At 69.6% G+C, this 15,885-nt stretch carries 15 protein-coding genes; 9 read left to right on the top strand and 6 right to left on the bottom strand.

Translation table 11 applies throughout. The features are described 5' to 3' along the window. Nucleotides 1-21 precede the first annotated feature (21 nt). From LQ566_RS14425 to LQ566_RS14415, 3 genes are read right to left on the bottom strand one after another with little or no spacing between them, the layout of a single operon-like run. On the bottom strand, nt 22-1,017 hold the full coding sequence (locus tag LQ566_RS14425; RefSeq protein ID WP_231092426.1) for a pirin family protein: 996 nt from the start codon (nt 1,015-1,017) through the stop codon (nt 22-24). Next, complete coding sequence (locus LQ566_RS14420) at nt 1,014-1,328, bottom strand: GNAT family N-acetyltransferase (RefSeq protein WP_231092425.1); 315 nt, start codon at nt 1,326-1,328, stop codon at nt 1,014-1,016. Before LQ566_RS14420 ends, LQ566_RS14425 begins: the two co-directional genes overlap by 4 nt. Before the next feature lie 23 nt (nt 1,329-1,351). Further along, on the bottom strand, nt 1,352-1,750 hold the full coding sequence (locus LQ566_RS14415) for a GNAT family N-acetyltransferase (RefSeq protein ID WP_231092424.1): 399 nt from the start codon (nt 1,748-1,750) through the stop codon (nt 1,352-1,354). A gap of 196 nt (nt 1,751-1,946) precedes the next feature. Here LQ566_RS14415 and LQ566_RS14410 point away from each other — a divergent pair, with 196 nt between their 5' ends. The 6 genes from LQ566_RS14410 to LQ566_RS14385 all read left to right on the top strand — a co-directional run bounded on the left by LQ566_RS14410 (nt 1,947) and on the right by LQ566_RS14385 (nt 8,370). Next, entirely contained in the window at nt 1,947-4,238 is a 2,292-nt protein-coding gene (locus LQ566_RS14410; protein ID WP_231092423.1) for a carbon starvation CstA family protein, read from the top strand. A gap of 1 nt (nt 4,239) precedes the next feature. Beyond that, nucleotides 4,240-4,479, top strand: a complete 240-nt coding sequence (locus tag LQ566_RS14405) for a YbdD/YjiX family protein (RefSeq protein WP_231092422.1) — start codon at nt 4,240-4,242, stop codon at nt 4,477-4,479. Between the two features lie 115 nt (nt 4,480-4,594). After that, entirely contained in the window at nt 4,595-5,764 is a 1,170-nt protein-coding gene (locus tag LQ566_RS14400) for a sensor histidine kinase (RefSeq protein WP_231092421.1), read from the top strand. Next, the gene (locus LQ566_RS14395; protein ID WP_231092420.1) at nt 5,761-6,471 is read left to right on the top strand and encodes a LytR/AlgR family response regulator transcription factor; all 711 of its coding nucleotides are present in this window, start codon (nt 5,761-5,763) and stop codon (nt 6,469-6,471) included. The genes LQ566_RS14400 and LQ566_RS14395 overlap by 4 nt, the downstream gene beginning before the upstream one ends. Beyond that, nucleotides 6,468-6,851, top strand: coding sequence for a heavy metal transporter (locus LQ566_RS14390; protein ID WP_231092419.1), 384 nt, complete (start codon nt 6,468-6,470; stop codon nt 6,849-6,851). Before LQ566_RS14395 ends, LQ566_RS14390 begins: the two co-directional genes overlap by 4 nt. A gap of 52 nt (nt 6,852-6,903) precedes the next feature. Further along, nucleotides 6,904-8,370 carry a sodium/solute symporter gene (locus LQ566_RS14385; RefSeq protein WP_231092418.1) on the top strand — a complete coding sequence of 489 codons (1,467 nt, stop codon included), beginning with the start codon at nt 6,904-6,906 and terminating at the stop codon, nt 8,368-8,370. A gap of 10 nt (nt 8,371-8,380) precedes the next feature. Here the strand turns inward: LQ566_RS14385 and LQ566_RS14380 are convergent, their stop codons facing one another. Continuing rightward, entirely contained in the window at nt 8,381-9,553 is a 1,173-nt protein-coding gene (locus tag LQ566_RS14380) for a benzoate/H(+) symporter BenE family transporter (protein WP_231092417.1), read from the bottom strand. A 52-nt stretch (nt 9,554-9,605) separates the two neighbouring features. Then, nucleotides 9,606-9,989 (bottom strand): hypothetical protein, encoded by a 384-nt coding sequence (locus LQ566_RS14375; RefSeq protein ID WP_231092416.1) that lies wholly within the window; start codon nt 9,987-9,989, stop codon nt 9,606-9,608. 185 nt (nt 9,990-10,174) lie between these two features. On the opposite strand from LQ566_RS14375, the gene LQ566_RS14370 reads away from it, so the two are divergent. Beyond that, on the top strand, nt 10,175-11,089 hold the full coding sequence (locus tag LQ566_RS14370) for a GNAT family N-acetyltransferase (protein WP_231092415.1): 915 nt from the start codon (nt 10,175-10,177) through the stop codon (nt 11,087-11,089). A 32-nt stretch (nt 11,090-11,121) separates the two neighbouring features. After that, nucleotides 11,122-11,649: a DUF1697 domain-containing protein gene (locus LQ566_RS14365; RefSeq protein WP_231092414.1), complete on the top strand. Its 528-nt coding sequence runs from the start codon at nt 11,122-11,124 to the stop codon at nt 11,647-11,649. Between the two features lie 19 nt (nt 11,650-11,668). Here the strand turns inward: LQ566_RS14365 and LQ566_RS14360 are convergent, their stop codons facing one another. Then, a complete protein-coding gene (locus tag LQ566_RS14360) occupies nt 11,669-12,697 on the bottom strand; it encodes a LacI family DNA-binding transcriptional regulator (protein WP_231092413.1) in 1,029 nt (342 codons plus the stop codon). Nucleotides 12,698-12,866: 169 nt separating this feature from the next. Between LQ566_RS14360 and LQ566_RS14355 the strand changes: the two genes are divergently transcribed. Continuing rightward, nucleotides 12,867-15,824 (top strand): family 20 glycosylhydrolase, encoded by a 2,958-nt coding sequence (locus LQ566_RS14355; protein ID WP_231092412.1) that lies wholly within the window; start codon nt 12,867-12,869, stop codon nt 15,822-15,824. Nucleotides 15,825-15,885: the final 61 nt, after the last annotated feature.

Below are 15,885 nucleotides of genomic sequence, written 5' to 3'. Positions count from 1 at the left end.
CCAGCGCCCGACCGGAGAAAATCAGGGGCGGCGCTTGCGCGGCGTGAGGCGCACGTTCGGCATCGGCGGGGCGGGCACACGCTCATCCCCGTGCCCCACGATCCGCCCGCCGAAACGGGGGTCCTCGTTCGCCCAGTCCTCGCGTGCCTGCGCGATCTCCTCGTGGGTCCTGCCCACGAAGTTCCACCACATCACCAACTCCGCCTCGAACGGCTCTCCGCCGATGAGGAACAGCGTGGTGTCCTGCTCGGCGGCCACCTCGATCCCCTCGCGTCCGATGCCCAGATACAGCAACTGATCCGGGGCGGCGACGGTGGTGGGGTCGGCCTCCACGATCACCTCGCCGGTGACGGGGATGATCGCGTGCTCCCATGCCGCCTCCAGCGGCAGCCGCACGCGTCGCCCGGCGGGGAGTCGGATCTCGGCTCCCACGATGGGCGTGTAGACGCTCGCCGGGGAGCGGACTCCGGCGAAGGAGCCGAGCACGACGGTCACGACGGCGGTGGACTCGTCGCCGGTGCCGTGATCGCCCGCCGGAAGGTGCACCTGGGGCAGGTCATCGTGCTTCTCGAAGGCGGGCTCGCCGTGGCGTCGCGAGTCTGGAAGCGCGACCCAGAGCTGCAGGGCGTCCAGCAGCATCGCGTCCTCGCCGACGGAGTACTCGGAGTGCGCGATGCCCCGGCCGCTGGTCATGAGGTTCAGCGAGCCCTGCGTGATCACCACATCGCTGCCGAGCACGTCGCGGTGGCGGATCTCGCCGGAGTAGGGCCACGTGACGGTCTGCAGCCCGATGTGCGGATGCGGCTCCACGCGCATCACGGCCTGCTGAGGGCCGAAGCGATCCAGGAAGCACCAGGCGCCCACGGTGGGCAGCGGGCGCTGAGGCAGTGCCCGCCGCACCTCCATCGCGCGGAGGCCGCCCAGCGGGACTTCGCGCGCGTCATACAGATCGGCACGCGGTCCATCGCACGACACCGGCGTCTCGGCCTCCTCCGGTGCGGCGTCCAGGCGGCTCATGACGCGGCGCCACGGAACTCGACGGTGAGCCCGGGAACCTCGTGCTTGCGGAGGTAGTGCGCCACCACGGGGCACAGCGGCACCACCGTGCCATCCTGCGCGGCAACATCGGCCATGGCGTCGCCGACGAGCCGAGTCGCCAGCCCGCGGCCCTCGAAGGCCGGGTCGATCAGTGTGTGCGGGAAGACCAGCTTGCCGTCGCGTGTGGCGACGAACTCGGTGAAACCGGCGAGCTCACCGCCCACGCGGATCTCGTAGCGCCCCTCGCTCTCGTTGCGGCTGACGGTGATCTCGTCCGTGACGTCCGACATGTTCTTCCTTCCGGCAGGTGTTGTCAGCCTTGCACCGAAGCGGACTCCGCGCCACCGCCGTGGCCGGCGGCCTCGTCACCGCCACGTCCGGCGGCATGGGCCGCCGCGTGCGCCGCGGCTTCCTCGGCCGTGGGGAACTCCACGACCAGCCCGGGAATCTCGTGCTTGCGAAGATAGGACACCACGAAGGGGCAGCGCGGCACGGCGATCCGGCCCTGATCCGCGACGTCGCGAACGGCGGCGTCGATCAGGCGCGAGCCGAGGCCGCGACCCCCGTATGCCGGGTCGATCTCGGTGGCGGGGAAGAGCACCTTGCCGGTGGGGGTGTCGCGGAAATCCGCCCATCCCGCGAGCGCGCCGTCCACGTGGATCTCGTAGCGCTGACGATCATCGGCGCGGGTGATCTCGATCTGCTCCGTCATGGGTTCTCCCGTCGTTTCGGGAGACAACCGGTGCTGCGCGCGGAATGTTCCCGGTTCCGCTCATCGCCCGTTCGTCGCGCCGAACCTACCGTTCGTCGCAGGTTCGGGCGGTTGATCGGTGGGCCGGAACCCGGGGTGCATCACCCGCCTAGGCTGACGCGGTCGCGACGAGGCGGCAGGAGATGGAGCGAGAACGATGGCAACGGACGAATCCGGCGCACGCGGCGCCGACAGCGGAGGGGCGACCATCGTCACCGATCCCGCGCTGCCGCCCACGGCGGTCCCCGCAGAGGTGCGGGCCGCCGAGGCGAAGTGGACCCTGCCGAAGATCCTGCTGTGGGCGGCGATCGCGCTGCTCGGCGGTGTGGCCTGGGTGATGCTCGCGATCGTTCGTGGCGAGACCGTCAACGCCGTCTGGTTCGTGTTCGCTGCGGTGTGCACTTACCTGATCGCCTATCGCTTCTACTCGAAGGTGATCCAGAAGTTCATCACCCGCCCCGACGATCGCCGGGCCACCCCTGCCGAATACAAGAACGACGGCAAGGACTACACGCCCACGGACCGTCGTGTGCTGTTCGGCCACCATTTCGCGGCCATCGCCGGTGCCGGGCCGCTGGTGGGCCCGGTGCTCGCGGCGCAGATGGGCTATCTGCCCGGAACCATCTGGATCATCCTCGGCGTCGTGTTCGCCGGCGCGGTGCAGGACTACCTCGTGCTGTTCTTCTCGATGCGTCGCGGCGGACGCACCATCGGTCAGATGGCCAAGCAGGAGCTCGGCCGTATCGGCGGCACCGCGGCGATCATCGCCTCGCTGCTCATCATGATCATCATCGTGGCGATCCTCGCCCTTGTGGTGGTGAACGCCCTGGGTGAGAGCCCGTGGGGCGTGTTCTCCGTGTCGATGACCATCCCGATCGCCCTGTTCATGGGCGTGTACCTGCGGTACTGGCGCCCGGGGCGCATCACCGAGATCTCGATCATCGGTTTCGTGCTGCTCATCGCCGCGATCGTCGCGGGCGGCTGGGTGGCCAGCACCGACTGGGGCTACGCGATGTTCCACCTGCCCAAGGAGGCCATCGCCTGGGGCATCATCATCTACGGCTTCGTGGCCGCGGTCCTGCCCGTCTGGCTTCTGCTGGCACCGCGCGACTACCTCTCGACCTTCATGAAGATCGGCGTGATCGTGGTGCTCGCGGGGGCGATCATCATCGTGATGCCCGCCATCGAGGTGCCGGCGATCAGCCAGTTCGCCTCCGGCGAGACGGGGCCGGTGTTCTCCGGTCCGCTCTTCCCGTTCCTGTTCGTGACCATCGCGTGCGGCGCCCTCTCCGGGTTCCACGCGCTGATCGCCTCCGGCACCACCCCCAAGCTCGTCGAGAAGGAGCGCCAGACGCGCTTCATCGGCTACGGCGGCATGCTCATGGAGTCCTTCGTGGCGATCATGGCCCTGGTCGCCGCGGTCTCCATCGACCAGGGGATCTACTTCGCGATGAACTCGTCCGCCGCGGCCACCGGCGGCACGGTGGAGGGCGCGGTCGCCTGGGTGAACTCCCTCGGCATCACGGGAGTCAACCTCACGCCGGAACTCCTGACGCAGACCGCAGAGAACGTCGGCGAGGAGAGCATCATCTCCCGCACGGGAGGCGCACCCACGCTGGCACTGGGCCTTGCCCACATCATGCATCAGGCGCTGGGGGGCACCGCGATGATGGGCTTCTGGTACCACTTCGCCATCATGTTCGAGGCGCTGTTCATCCTCACCGCCGTCGATGCGGGCACGCGTGTCGCCCGTTTCATGCTGCAGGACTCGATCGGCACCTTCCTGCCGCGCTTCAAGGACGTCACCTGGCGTCCCGGCGTCTGGATCACGACCGCGATCATGGTGGCGGGATGGGGATCGATCCTCATCCTGGGCGTCACCGACCCGCTCGGCGGCATCAACACCTTCTTCCCGCTGTTCGGTATCGCCAACCAGCTGCTCGCCGCCATCGCGCTCGCGGTGGTGCTCGCCATCGTCGCCAAGCGCGGGCGCAGCTACGTGAAGTGGCTGTGGATCGTGGCGGTTCCGCTGGCCTTCACCGCCGTGGTCACCGTCACCGCGTCGATGTACAAGATCTTCTCCCCGGTCCCCGCGGTGGGCTACTTCGCCAACAACGCCGCGTTCCGCGCCGCGCTCGCGGACGGCCAGACCTCGTTCGGCACCGCCAAGACGGTGGAGGCGATGGAGGCCGTGGTGCGCAACACCATGGTGCAGGGCGTGCTGAGCGTGGTCTTCGTGGTGCTGACCATCATCGTGATGGCCGTCGCGATCGGATCCACCGTGAAGAGCCTGCGGGCCGGGGGTGGGGAGAACCACGAGGACGCCCCGGTGGCATCGCGCCGCTTCGCACCGGACGGCTTCATCGCCACCCGTGCCGAGCGGGAGATCGAGAAGCAGTGGCAGGAGCTGCCGGCGGAGCAGCGGCCCACGGTCTCGTCGGGGCACTGAGATGGTGATCACCATTCGCCCGGCGCGGGAGGGCCTGCTCTCCCGCGCCGGGCGCGCCCTCGTGGGGGCCGCGCGCGCGGTGCGCTGGTACGCCACGAACCTCATGGGCGAGACGGCCTACGCCACCTACGCGGAGCACCATCGCCGCCAGCACCCGGACTCCGAGCCGATGACGGAGCGGGAGTTCTGGCGTCGCCACTACGCCGATCAGGACGCCAATCCCGGTTCGCGGTGCTGCTGAGCGCGATGGCGGACGGAAAACCCAGCTCCCGTGGCGCTCGGAGTGGCGTTTTCCGTCTTCCCGCGCAGACGGGGAACGCCATCGGCGTACTGAGGGGCGCGCCTACCATGGGAGGATGCCCGACGCCGTGCTCCTGGTGATCGGCGCGGTCATCGGCGCCGCGCTGGTGATCGTGCTGCTGCTCACGCGGCGCCTGGCCCGGGGGTCCCGTGATCTCGGTTCGGAGGAGGAGCGCGCCACCTATCGCACGCTGCACACGGCGCGGAGGGCCGCGGCTGATCTGCGCAAGTCCGGCGCAACCGACCTCGCTCGCGCGGCACGCCATGTGCGTGCCCTCCTCGGCAGTCGCGTCGTCGCCCTGGTCGGCCCCGGCGGCGAGATCGTCTTCGACGGCCCGGCGACGGGTCTGACGGACACCGCACGGACCATCGCTGATCAGGTGGCGGCGGCGGGCCGGCGTCAGGTGTACTCCCGCCAGCGCGGATCGTCCGAGGACGGTGAAGCGGTGGGCGCGCCCATCCTCGTGGACGGTGCCGTGTGGGGCGTGGTGATCGCGTTCGCCGATCCGGTGCGCGCTCCGCTCGTGCGGGCCACCGGCGAAGTGGCCGAGTGGTTCGCCGGTCAGCTGGAGCTGGGGCAGCTCGACTCCTCGCGCGCCGCTCTGGCCGAGGCGGAGCTGCGGGCACTGCGCGCGCAGATCAGCCCTCATTTCATCTACAACGCCCTCACCGCGATCGCCTCGTACATCACCACCGATCCGCCGCGCGCACGCGAGCTGGTGCTGGAGTTCGCCGACTTCACGCGATACTCCTTCCGCCGTCACGGGGAGTTCACCACTCTGGCCGACGAGCTCCGCTCCATCCACTCCTACCTGGAGCTCGAGCGTGCCCGGTTCGGCGACCGGCTCACGGTGCGACTGCGCATCGCTCCCGAGACGCTCACCACCGTGATCCCGTATCTCGCCGTGCAGCCGCTCGTCGAGAACGCGGTGAAGCACGGGCTCGAGCCCGGCGAGCGCGGCGGACGCCTTACCATCGCGAGCGAGGATCTGGGCGCTCACACCGAGATCACCGTGGAGGACGACGGCGCCGGGATGGATCCCGAACGAGCGCGGGCGCTGCTCAGCGGCGCAGAATCCGACCACGTCGGCCTCCGCAACGTCGACCTGCGCCTGCGACGGCTGTACGGCGAGGGCATCGTCGTGGAGACGGCCATCGGCGCGGGGACGCTGGTGCGCATTCGTGTGCCCCGCTCTCAGCCCGAGCATGAGACGGTGGCACGGTGACCTGCGACATCCTCATCGCCGACGACGAGCAGCCCGTGCTGGACGAGCTTGCCGCATTGCTGCGCGCCGACGAACGGATCGGTGACATCCGGCTGGCTCGCAGCGGCGCCGACGCACTGCGACTGCTGAGCGAAGCGCCCGTGTCGGTCGTGTTCCTGGACATCCACATGCCGGGGCTGTCCGGTCTTGACCTGGCCCGTGCGCTGCAGCAGTTCCAGCAGCGGCCGGCGGTGGTGTTCATCACGGCGGACGAGGCGCGTGCCGTCGAGGCGTTCGACGTGGCGGCCGTGGACTACCTCCTCAAGCCCGTGCGCCCCGAGCGCCTCCGCGTTGCCGTGGGGCGGGCGATCGAGACGCACGGCCCGGGCGAGCCCGCCCTCGCCGACGAGCGCATCCCCGTCACGATCGCGGGCGAGACGCGCCTGGTTCGCCGCAGCGAGGTGCGCTGGGTGCAGGCGCAGGGCGACTACTCGCGCCTGTGGACTGCGGCCGGTGACCATCTCGTGCGCGTGCCGATCTCGGAACTGGAGGAGCGCTGGTCCGGGGCCGGCTTCCTCCGCGTCCACCGGTCCTACCTCGTGCACGTCGACGCGATCGTCGCCGCGCGCCTCAGCGGCCAGGCGCCCACCGTCTCGCTCCCCGAGATCGAACTGCCCGTGAGCCGCCGGCTGGTCTCGGACGTCCGCGACAGGCTGATGCATCCATGACCGAGCGCGTGCGGGTCAGCGCCGACCCACCAGGTCGCGGCGACCGCCCGCGGACGGAGACGGAGCTGATGCGTACCGTCACGGTGGACGGACGAGCCGTAGCCGAGCCGGAGGCCGTCTACGTGCGGGGCCTGGTGCGCGCGCAGCTGCGCCTCGCCCTGGGCTGCGTGCTCGGCTTCGTCGTGACCGCGGGAGCGCTCGCGGTGCTGCTGGCCACGGTTCCCGGTCTCTCCGAGCTGGTCATCGCGGGGGTGCCGCTGCCGTGGCTGGTGCATGCGTTCGGCTTCTATCCGATCATCTTCGTGTTCGCGCTGATCTACGCTGCCGCTGCCCGGCGCAACGAGCGCCGCTACCGGGCGCTGCGGGAGCACTCGCGATGACGGTCCGGGCGATGAGGAGCGCAACTCCCCGGAACGGGCGGACGGGCCGCCGATGACAAGCACACTGGTCTTGATCGCGGTGGCAGTGGTGCTGCTCGTTACCGTCATCCTGGGATTCGCGGGCGTGCGCTTCTCCCGCACGACCAGTGACTTCTTCGTCGCCTCTCGCACCGTGCGCCCGGTGTGGAACGCCTCGGCGATCAGTGGCGAGTATCTGTCGGCCGGGACGTTCCTCGGCCTGTCGGGGCTGGTGCTGCTCGCCGGAGCGGAGGGGTTCTGGTTCCCGATCGGCTACGCAGCGGGGTACCTGCTCGTCCTGCTCTTCGTCGGGGCGCCGCTGCGCCGGTCCGGGGCATACACGATCCCCGATTTCGTGGAGGCGCGGGTGCAGTCCCGCGCGGCGCGACGTATCACCAGCCTGGTGGTCGTGGTGATCGGCTGGTTGTACATCGTCCCCCAGCTGCACGGCGCGGCGATCACGCTGAACGTGGCCGCCGGACTTCCGCTGTGGGTGGGGGCTGCCGTGGTGGCCGTGGTGGTCGCGGGCGCGGTGGCGGGTGGCGGCATGCGTGCGATCACCGCCGTGCAGGCCTTCCACTTCTGGCTGAAGCTGTTCGCCCTGCTGGTGCCGGTGGTGCTGCTGGTGATCGTGCTGGCGGGGGACCCGGCTCCGCCCGACCCACAGCTGGTGTTCCCCGCGGATGCGGGCCCCGCCGGAGCGGACCTCTATCGCACCACCTCGTTGCTGATCGCCCTGCTGCTCGGCACCATCGGCCTCCCGCACGTGCTGGTGAGGTTCTACACGAGCCCTGACGGAGACTCGGCTCGGCGGGCCACCGTCATCGTCATCGTGCTCATCAGCGCCTTTTACGCCGTCTCCTCCGCGATGGGTCTCATCGCCCGCATCGCCGCGCCGGATCTCGCCGTCGCCGGCGTGGCCGACACCGCCGTGCTCGCCCTGCCCGCGCGCGTGCTTCCCGGACTGCTCGGCCAGCTGGTGACGGCGCTGGTGGTGGCCGGGGCGTTCGCGGCGTTCCTGGCAACGTCGTCGGGTCTGGTGGTGGCGCTCGCGGGGGTGGTGAGTCAGGACCTGTTCGGCGGCACAGTGCGCTCGTTCCGCTTCTCCGCCGTCCTCTGCGCGATCGTCCCCCTGCTGTTCTCGTTCTTCACGATCGGGGGTGGGCTCGTCTCGAGCGTCGGTGTCGTGTTCGTCTTCGCGGCGTCCAGTCTCACACCGGTCCTCATCCTCGGCGTGTGGTGGCGCAGGCTCACCGCGCGCGGTGCGGCCGCGGGCATGGTGGTCGGTGCCGTGAGCAGCGCCGGAGCTCTGGTGGCTTCCGCACTGGCGCCCCGGGAATCGTGGTGGTCCTCGGTGCTGGATCAGCCCGCCGCCTGGACCATTCCGCTCGCCACGATCACGGTGGTCGCCGTCTCCCTGCTGGACCGCGGCGGGCTGCCATCCCGCGCCGACCGATTCCTCGCGCGGTTGCACACACCGGAGCAGTCCGACGCGAGCTGAGCGGGCGCGCTCAGCGGCGGCGCAGCACGACGTGGAGCACGAGACCCACCAGCAGAGCCCAGAACGCCGCCGCGATGCCGAAGGGGGAGATCCCCGATGCCGCCACGATGAACGTCACCGCGGCGGGGATGCGCAGCTCGGGCTCGATGATGGCCTGATGCACGGCGGAGGCGAATGATGCCAGGAGAGCGAGGCCCGCGACCGCTGCGATCACGCCGGCCGGAGCGAACACCACGAGAGCGGCGAACACCGCGGAGGCGGTACCGAGCACCAGATAGGCGACGCCGGTGGTGACTCCGGCGATCCACCGCCGGGAGGGGTCCTTGCCCGCCTCGTCGCTCGCCGCCAGCGCCGCGCTGATCGCGGCGAGGTTGATCGCGTGACCGCCGGCCGGAGCTCCCAGGATCGTGCCGACACCGGTGGTGATCATCGCGGAGCGCCAGGGCACCTCGTAGCCGTACGAACGCATGATGGCCACACCGGGGATGTTCTGCGACGCCATCGTCACGATGAACAGCGGCACCGCGATCCCGATGATCCCGCCGAACGAGAACGCGGGGGTGACGAACTCCAGGCGTGGCAGCAGTGCCGCGGGATCCACCGCTGCACCGCTCTGCACGATGCCGGCCACGACGACCGCCGCCGCCGTCACGAAGGCGAGCGGCACCGCCCATCGCGGCAGGAACCGCAGCCCCAGCAGCCACACCGCGATGACCGGCAGCACGCCCCACGGATTCGTCACGGCTCCGGTGACCGGTGCGACGCAGAGCGGGAGCAGCACACCGGCGAGCATCGCCTGAGCGAGGGGCGCGGGGATGCGGGTCACCAGTGCCCCGAGGAAGGGCCATACTCCGGTCACCACGATGAGCAGGCCGGTGACGATGAACGCGCCGACGGCGGCAGGCCATCCGCCGTCCACGGCGCTGGCTCCGGCCAGAAGTGCGGCTCCCGGTGTGGACCACGCCGATGTCACGGGCATCCGCGTGCGCAGGCTCAGCAGGATGCATGCGATTCCCATCGTGACGCTCAGCGCGAGCAGTCCGCTGGCAGCTTGCGCATCCGTCGCGCCGACGGCGCGCAGGCCGGTGAGTACCACGACGAAGGAGGACGTGAAGCCGACGAGCGCTGTCACGATGCCCGCCACGATCGGCCGCGCGGTGTCCTTCGTCGTGCGCTCGCTCACATCGCGATCGTAACGGGATCGTGCTCACCGGACGTACCGGAGGCGTGGGCTGTCAGTCCGGCAGGATTCGTCTGGTGATGGCCTGGACGTCGGTATGGAGACCGTCCAGCCGACGCTCTACCCGGTCCAGTCGGCCCTCGACGAGACCAAAGCGCCGGTCCACCTCATCGAAGCGTCGATCGACCTCATCGAAGCGTCGGTCCATCTTCTCGTTCATGGCGGCGAACTTGTCGTTCATGGCGGCGAACTTGTCGTCGATGGCGGCGAACTGCGTCTGCACAGTGGCGAACTGCGTGTGCACCGCGGCGAACTGCGTGTGCACCCCGGCGAACTGCGAGCCGATCGTGCGGATCATGAACTGCGTGGACATGGTGATCATGGCGGTGAGCGCTGCGGCGAGAATGCCCAGCGCGGTCCAGATCTGCGGCTCGGTCATGGCCAGCACCCTTTCGTTGTCGAACTGTTTCCGGGCACAGGGGCAGCCTTCTCGGCTCGTGCTTCGCGTAGCGCGGGTGAACGCGGAATGTGGATAAGTGGGAGGGGTTGCCTGTGGTGTGGGAACGGTCGTGACACCTGTTCGCACATTGCCCGCAGCGACGTCGGCACGCGTAATGTGAGGCCATGTACACGCTCGTCAGGCTTCCCTCCCCGTCTGCTGACACCATCGCGGACCTGGCCGATCGGCGAGCCGCAGCTTACGCGCGCGCCGGTGTGATCGCCGATGAGGCCGCGTTCGCCGAGCAGCAGCGCCAGCTCCTCGTCCGGTTGTTCGGTCCGGGTGGTGATGGCGTTCTGCTGGGCGATGTGGCAGGGGAGCTGGGCGAGGTCGTCATCGCGCAGTCGGGGGACACGTGCGAACTCGTGGCCACCACCGTGGAGGATCCCTCGCACGCCATCGGCGGCCTGGACGGGCTGCGGGCGTGGGCTCGGCGTTCCGGCGCCACCCGCATCCGGGTGAACCGCCTCGCGGGCGACCCCATCACCCAGGCGCTGCGCACCCCGGACGAGTCCATTGTGGCGACGAACATGCGAATCGCTCTCGATCGCCCCTCGCGCGCCGACGGCTGCGTGAACCTGTCGCCGTTCACCGACGCGGAGTACGAGGAGTGGATCGGGGGAGCCATCGCCGAGTACGCACGGGAGAGGGCGAACGCCGGGGCGGAGGACGAGGCCGCTGCGCTCGACGTCGCGCGGGCGTCCTTCGCCCAGCTGCTGCCCGCGGGGCGGTCGACGCCCGGACAGCTGCTGCTCAGCGCCTACGACCGCGATGAGCGCGTGGGCATGGTGTGGATCGCCGATCGGGGTGGGCAGGCGTTCATCTACGACATCATCGTGTCGCCCGAGCACCGCCGGAAGGGTTACGGCGCCTCGATCATGCGAGCCTCAGAAGACGTCGCACGTGAGATGGGGGCCACCCACCTCGCCCTCAACGTCTTCGGTCACAACGACGGCGCCCGCGCGCTGTACGACGGTCTCGGCTACGAGGTCACGCTGGAGAACATCGTCATCCCGGTGGTGACCACGGGCGCCCTCTGAGGGATGTCGCACGGGGATGGCAGGATCTCCTCATGACCGACATGATCGCGTTCCTGCGCGCCGTCAACGTCGGCGGACGGATGTTCCCCGCCGCCGACATCCGGCGCGTCGTCGCTGAGCTGGGGTACGCGGACGTTGCCACCCACATCAACACCGGGAACGTGTTCCTGCGCACTGCGGAGGACCCCGCCACGGTGACGGCCGCGTTGGAGCGCGCGTTCGAGGCGGACCGAGGGTTCGTCGTGCCGGTGATGCTGTTCACCGCCGACGAATACCGCGTCGTGGTGTCGGCGGTTGCGGAGCTCGACGACCCAGCGCTGCACCGCCACTACGTGTACCTGCGCAGCGAGCCCCTCGACGCGGAGACCGCGCGGCGTGTGGAAGGGCTCTCCGATGAGCGCGGCCGCATGGTCGTGCGCGGTCGTTCTATCCACGCTCTCCTCGGTGAGGGCTACACACCCGGCGAGGTGGATCCCCTCCGCGCCGCGAAGCTGCTGGAGCCGGCCACCAACCGCAACGCCAACACGATTCGCGCTATCGCCGGCAAGTGGCTCGCCTGAGGGGAGGTCGCGTGTTCCGTCACGGAGCCTCGGTGAGCGAATCCCGACGGCGCAGCACGGCGGGAGCCACCGCGATCGCGGCGGCACGATGATCGGAGATCTCGGCGAGGAGAGCGGCTGCGGCGCTGCGACCCAGGTCGAAGGGGTCACGCCAGAGTGCGGTGAGCGGCGGTGTGGTCGCCGTGCACAGCGGTGAGTCCTCCCATGACACGATGCTGAGGTGACGCGGCACCTCGATGCCGAGCGACTTCGCCACGCTCAGTACCGTGACGGCGAGGCGGTCGTCGTCGGCGATCACCGCGGTCGGGCCGCCGTCCAGGAGCGCCGCGACCGCGCGTTCTGCCTCGTCGGGATCGTGGTGAGTGTGCACCACCGGCAGGGCGTCCCGGCCGTATCGGGCGATGGCGGACGCGAAGCTGCGCACGCGTGACGCGGTGTGCACGAGGTCCTCTGCTCCGGCCACGTAGCCGATCCTCCGGTGGCCGAGCTCGGCGAAGGTGCGAACCACCTCCGTCATCGGCTGTTCGTCGTCGGCCCAGACGAGTGCGATCCCGGCCGCGGCGTGCTCCCGGGCTCCCACGATCACCGCGGGCAGTCCAAGCGCATGCAACTCATGAAGGCGTGGGTCGTCGGTGCGCGGATCCACGACGATCAGACCGTCTACGCGCGCCTGGGCGGCCCATCGGCGATGCAGCGCGATCTCGGCGTCGACATCGTCTGCGATCTGAAAGGTGAGCGTGAGATCCAGGGGGGAGAGCTCCGACTGGAGCCCCGCGATGAAGCGGAGATAGAACGAATCCGCAGCGAGGGCGTCTGCGCTGCGCGCGAGCACGAGACCGACGGAGCCGGTACCGTGCCCGCCGAGGGCCCGGGCCGCGATGTTGGGTGCCCAGCCGCGCTCGCGTGCTCCGGCGATGATCCGCTCGCGCGTGGCGGGACTCACCCCCGGGCGTCCGTTGAGCGCGAAGGAGACAGCGGCGTGCGAGACGCCGAGCTCGCGAGCGAGCTCGCGCATCGTGAGGCGTCGGGCGGGACCATCGGAAGACATCGGAACGAATCTATCCCCCGAATTACTTACCCGTGTCAGTGCGGGTCTTCCCCTGGGGTGCTTACCCGGGTAAGGTCAGGCGCGTCGGGCGCAACGATGCGGTCGGGGGAAGGAGTACGAGGAAGTGCGGACACGGACGAGAGCCTGGGCGGCCGGGCTCGGATTGACAATGGCGGTGACGACAGCGGGGGCCTTCGGCGCCGTTCTGCCCAGCAGCGCGGACGAAGGACCCGTCGTCGTCGATGGCGGCTTCGAGTCGGGCGACTGGGGCGCGCAAACTCAGCACAACCACGCGGCGATCGTGGAGCCGGGAGCCGACGGCACCGGCCACGCCGCGCGGATCGGTCTCCCGTACGCCGATGCCACGACTCAGACCCCCATCGGCGGCAACCTCCCCGTGCGCGGCACGGGGGTGGATCGGGGGATGGTCAACAAGACCATCACGGGAGTGCAGCCGAACACCGTGTACACCTTCGAAGTGTCGCTGAAGGGATCGGGGATCCGTTGGGGGATCTTCGATGCCGAGAATGCCCCGTATTACCGGGGGCTGGCTGTGGGCGACGGCGGTGGGGAGTATGCCGCCGGAATCACCACGCCCGACGGCGGAACCGCCTGGGGCCGTTACACCTCCACCATCACGACGGGACCGCGCACGACCGAGCTCAACGCCTTCTGCTTCGTGGGAGGAAATACGGCGCCGGCTTACTGCGATGACTTCACGGTGACGGAGGTCGGTCCCGCGAGCTCGCCGCAGACGGCGCCGGCCGGCTGGAGCGTGCCCCCGTCCGGTGAGAACGGATTCCCGGTCACCATCCCCGCGGTGCAGAGTTTCCAGCCCGCGGGCGGGAGCTGGACGGGATCCGTGGAACGGGTGATCGTGTCGGCGGGGGACGCCGACGCGATCACCGACGAGGCCGATCTCGGCGCAGCCAACCTCATGGAGCTGGGTGTGGCTCCCGAGGTGACGCTGATGAGCGGAGACGAGTCGGATCTCACTGCGAACCGGGTGTTCGTGAAACTCGGCGAGGTCGCGATTGCGGATTCGGCCCCCGAGAACGCCCGCGCGCTCGCGGACCAGGCGTACTCGATCGACATCACCGCTGCGGGGATCACGATCACCGCAGGAGGTGAAGCCGGCGTGCTGTATGCCTTCAACACGCTCGGCCAGGCCCTCCGCAGTGCATCGGCGGGCGCCGATCTTCCGCTCGGCCAGGTCGTCAACTGGACGGACATGCGCTTCCGGGCCCTGCAGGTGGACTCCGGCCGGCGCTACTACTCCATCGACTGGCTGAAGTCGCAGATCAAGGACCTCGCGTTCACGAACATGAACACGATGGTGCTGCGGGTGAAGGACGGGCAGGGGCTGCGGGTCGAGAGCGACGTGTTCCCGGAGCTCGTGGATCACCTGCCTGACGGCGGCTCGTGGACCAAGGCGGAGATCGCCGATCTGGTCGCCTTCGCACAGCGCTTCCACGTCACGATCATCCCCGAGTTCGACATGCCCGCACACGCCACGCTCGACGCACAGGTGTATACGGAGCCCGGGTACATGCTCGGCGGCGAGGCGTACAACTACGGCAGGAGCGACGTGCGCGAGCGTCTCGCCGCGGTGGCAGTGGAACTCGGGCGCACGTTCGACACTCCCTATGTCCACATCGGTGGAGACGAGTTCATGTCGCTGGACGAGCACACCGAACTTGCCACCTGGGCCCAGGAGGAGACCGGGGATCCGACGGCCAACACCCGGGACTCCTATGTTCTGTTCCTCAACGGCGTCAATCAGGCGCTGAAGGCCGACGGCCGCCAGACGATGGTGTGGAACGACCAGCTGAACGGCCGGAACAAGGCCGTATCGCTGGACCCGGACATTACGGTCATCTACTGGGCGGAGATCTACGGCTCCCTGACCGCGGAGGATCTTCTCGCCGAGGGGCGCACTCTCGTCGGTTCGTCGTCGGATCTCTATCACGACCTCTGGCCCACCATGTCGCGCGCGGATCTCACCTCCGGCGACACCAGGAACGGATCGGTCATCAACCGCCCGCTGCCGGAGTACGCGTGGAAGAACTATGCGGATCCGTACACGTTCTCCGGTGGCTGGGGCCCTCCCGCACAGGCGCCGGAGGAACTGCGCGCCAACGTCGCCGGCCAGTTCTTCCCCATCTGGGACGACGCTCACGGATGGGCGCCGGAGCACGTCCTCACCCAGACCCTGATGCCGCGTCTGCGCCTGTTCGCGCAGACGGTGTGGAACTCTCCGCAGCAGGTCCCGTCCTTCGCCGCGTTCGATCCCTACCTGCGCTTCTACGCCCACGCCCCGTTCTTCGAGGACGAGCAGCAGTGGTCGGTGCCTCGTACCGGTCGGTGGTCGCTGGCGGTGGCATCGCTCCCCGACGCCGGATCGACGGTGCATCCGGGGGATGAACTCACCTGGACGGTGTCGGCCACAGCGGAGGACACCGCGCTGGGGGAGGCGAGCGTGAGCATCGATCTCACGGATGTCCACGACGATGCCTCGCTCGTCGGCGAGATCCGAGCCGACCACGGAGAGGTCTCGATGGCCGGGCAGACCGCGACATGGACCGGGTCCATCGCGGCCGGAACCACCGTGGAGATCGTCGTGACAGCGCGCGTGGACGAGGTGCGTGCGGCGGCAGACGCAGCAGGCGGCGCCGAGGCGGGGGTGATCGCGATCACCGTGAACGGCGATGCGCGCGGTGCCGATCTGGTGGCATGCGACGGGTGCACAGCGGAGGGGTTCCGTGTCGCGGACGTCACGCCCACGCCCACGCCGACGCCGACGGCGACGCCGACACCGACACCGACACCGACACTGACGCCGACCGTGTCGCCGACGCTGACGCCGACGGTGGAGCCGACGCAGACGCTGGAGCCCACGCCGACCGCGTCGCCGACGGCGGGACCGTCCACGGAGCCGACCGGCAGCCCCTCGACCGGCACTGACGTGACGTCAGTGCCCAGCGCGACGGCTCCCGGTACGCATGGTCCCGCTCTGCCGAGCACGGGCGTACAGGCGGGCCCGGGTGGGATCATCGCCATCCTGCTGATGCTGCTGGGTGCCGGTGGGATCGTCATCGCGCGCCGGCGTGCGCGCATCCGGAGTTGAGGTGAGGGAGAGGAACTGACGCGAGACAGCGCGGGGGCCGGCTCGAACCGGCCTCCGCTCT

The sequence above is a fragment of the Microbacterium nymphoidis genome, assembly GCF_021044885.1.
Classification (GTDB): Bacteria; Actinomycetota; Actinomycetes; order Actinomycetales; family Microbacteriaceae; genus Microbacterium; species Microbacterium nymphoidis.
The sequence above is the reverse complement of the archived record's forward strand: the minus strand, read 5'-3'. Positions and strand labels throughout refer to the sequence as shown.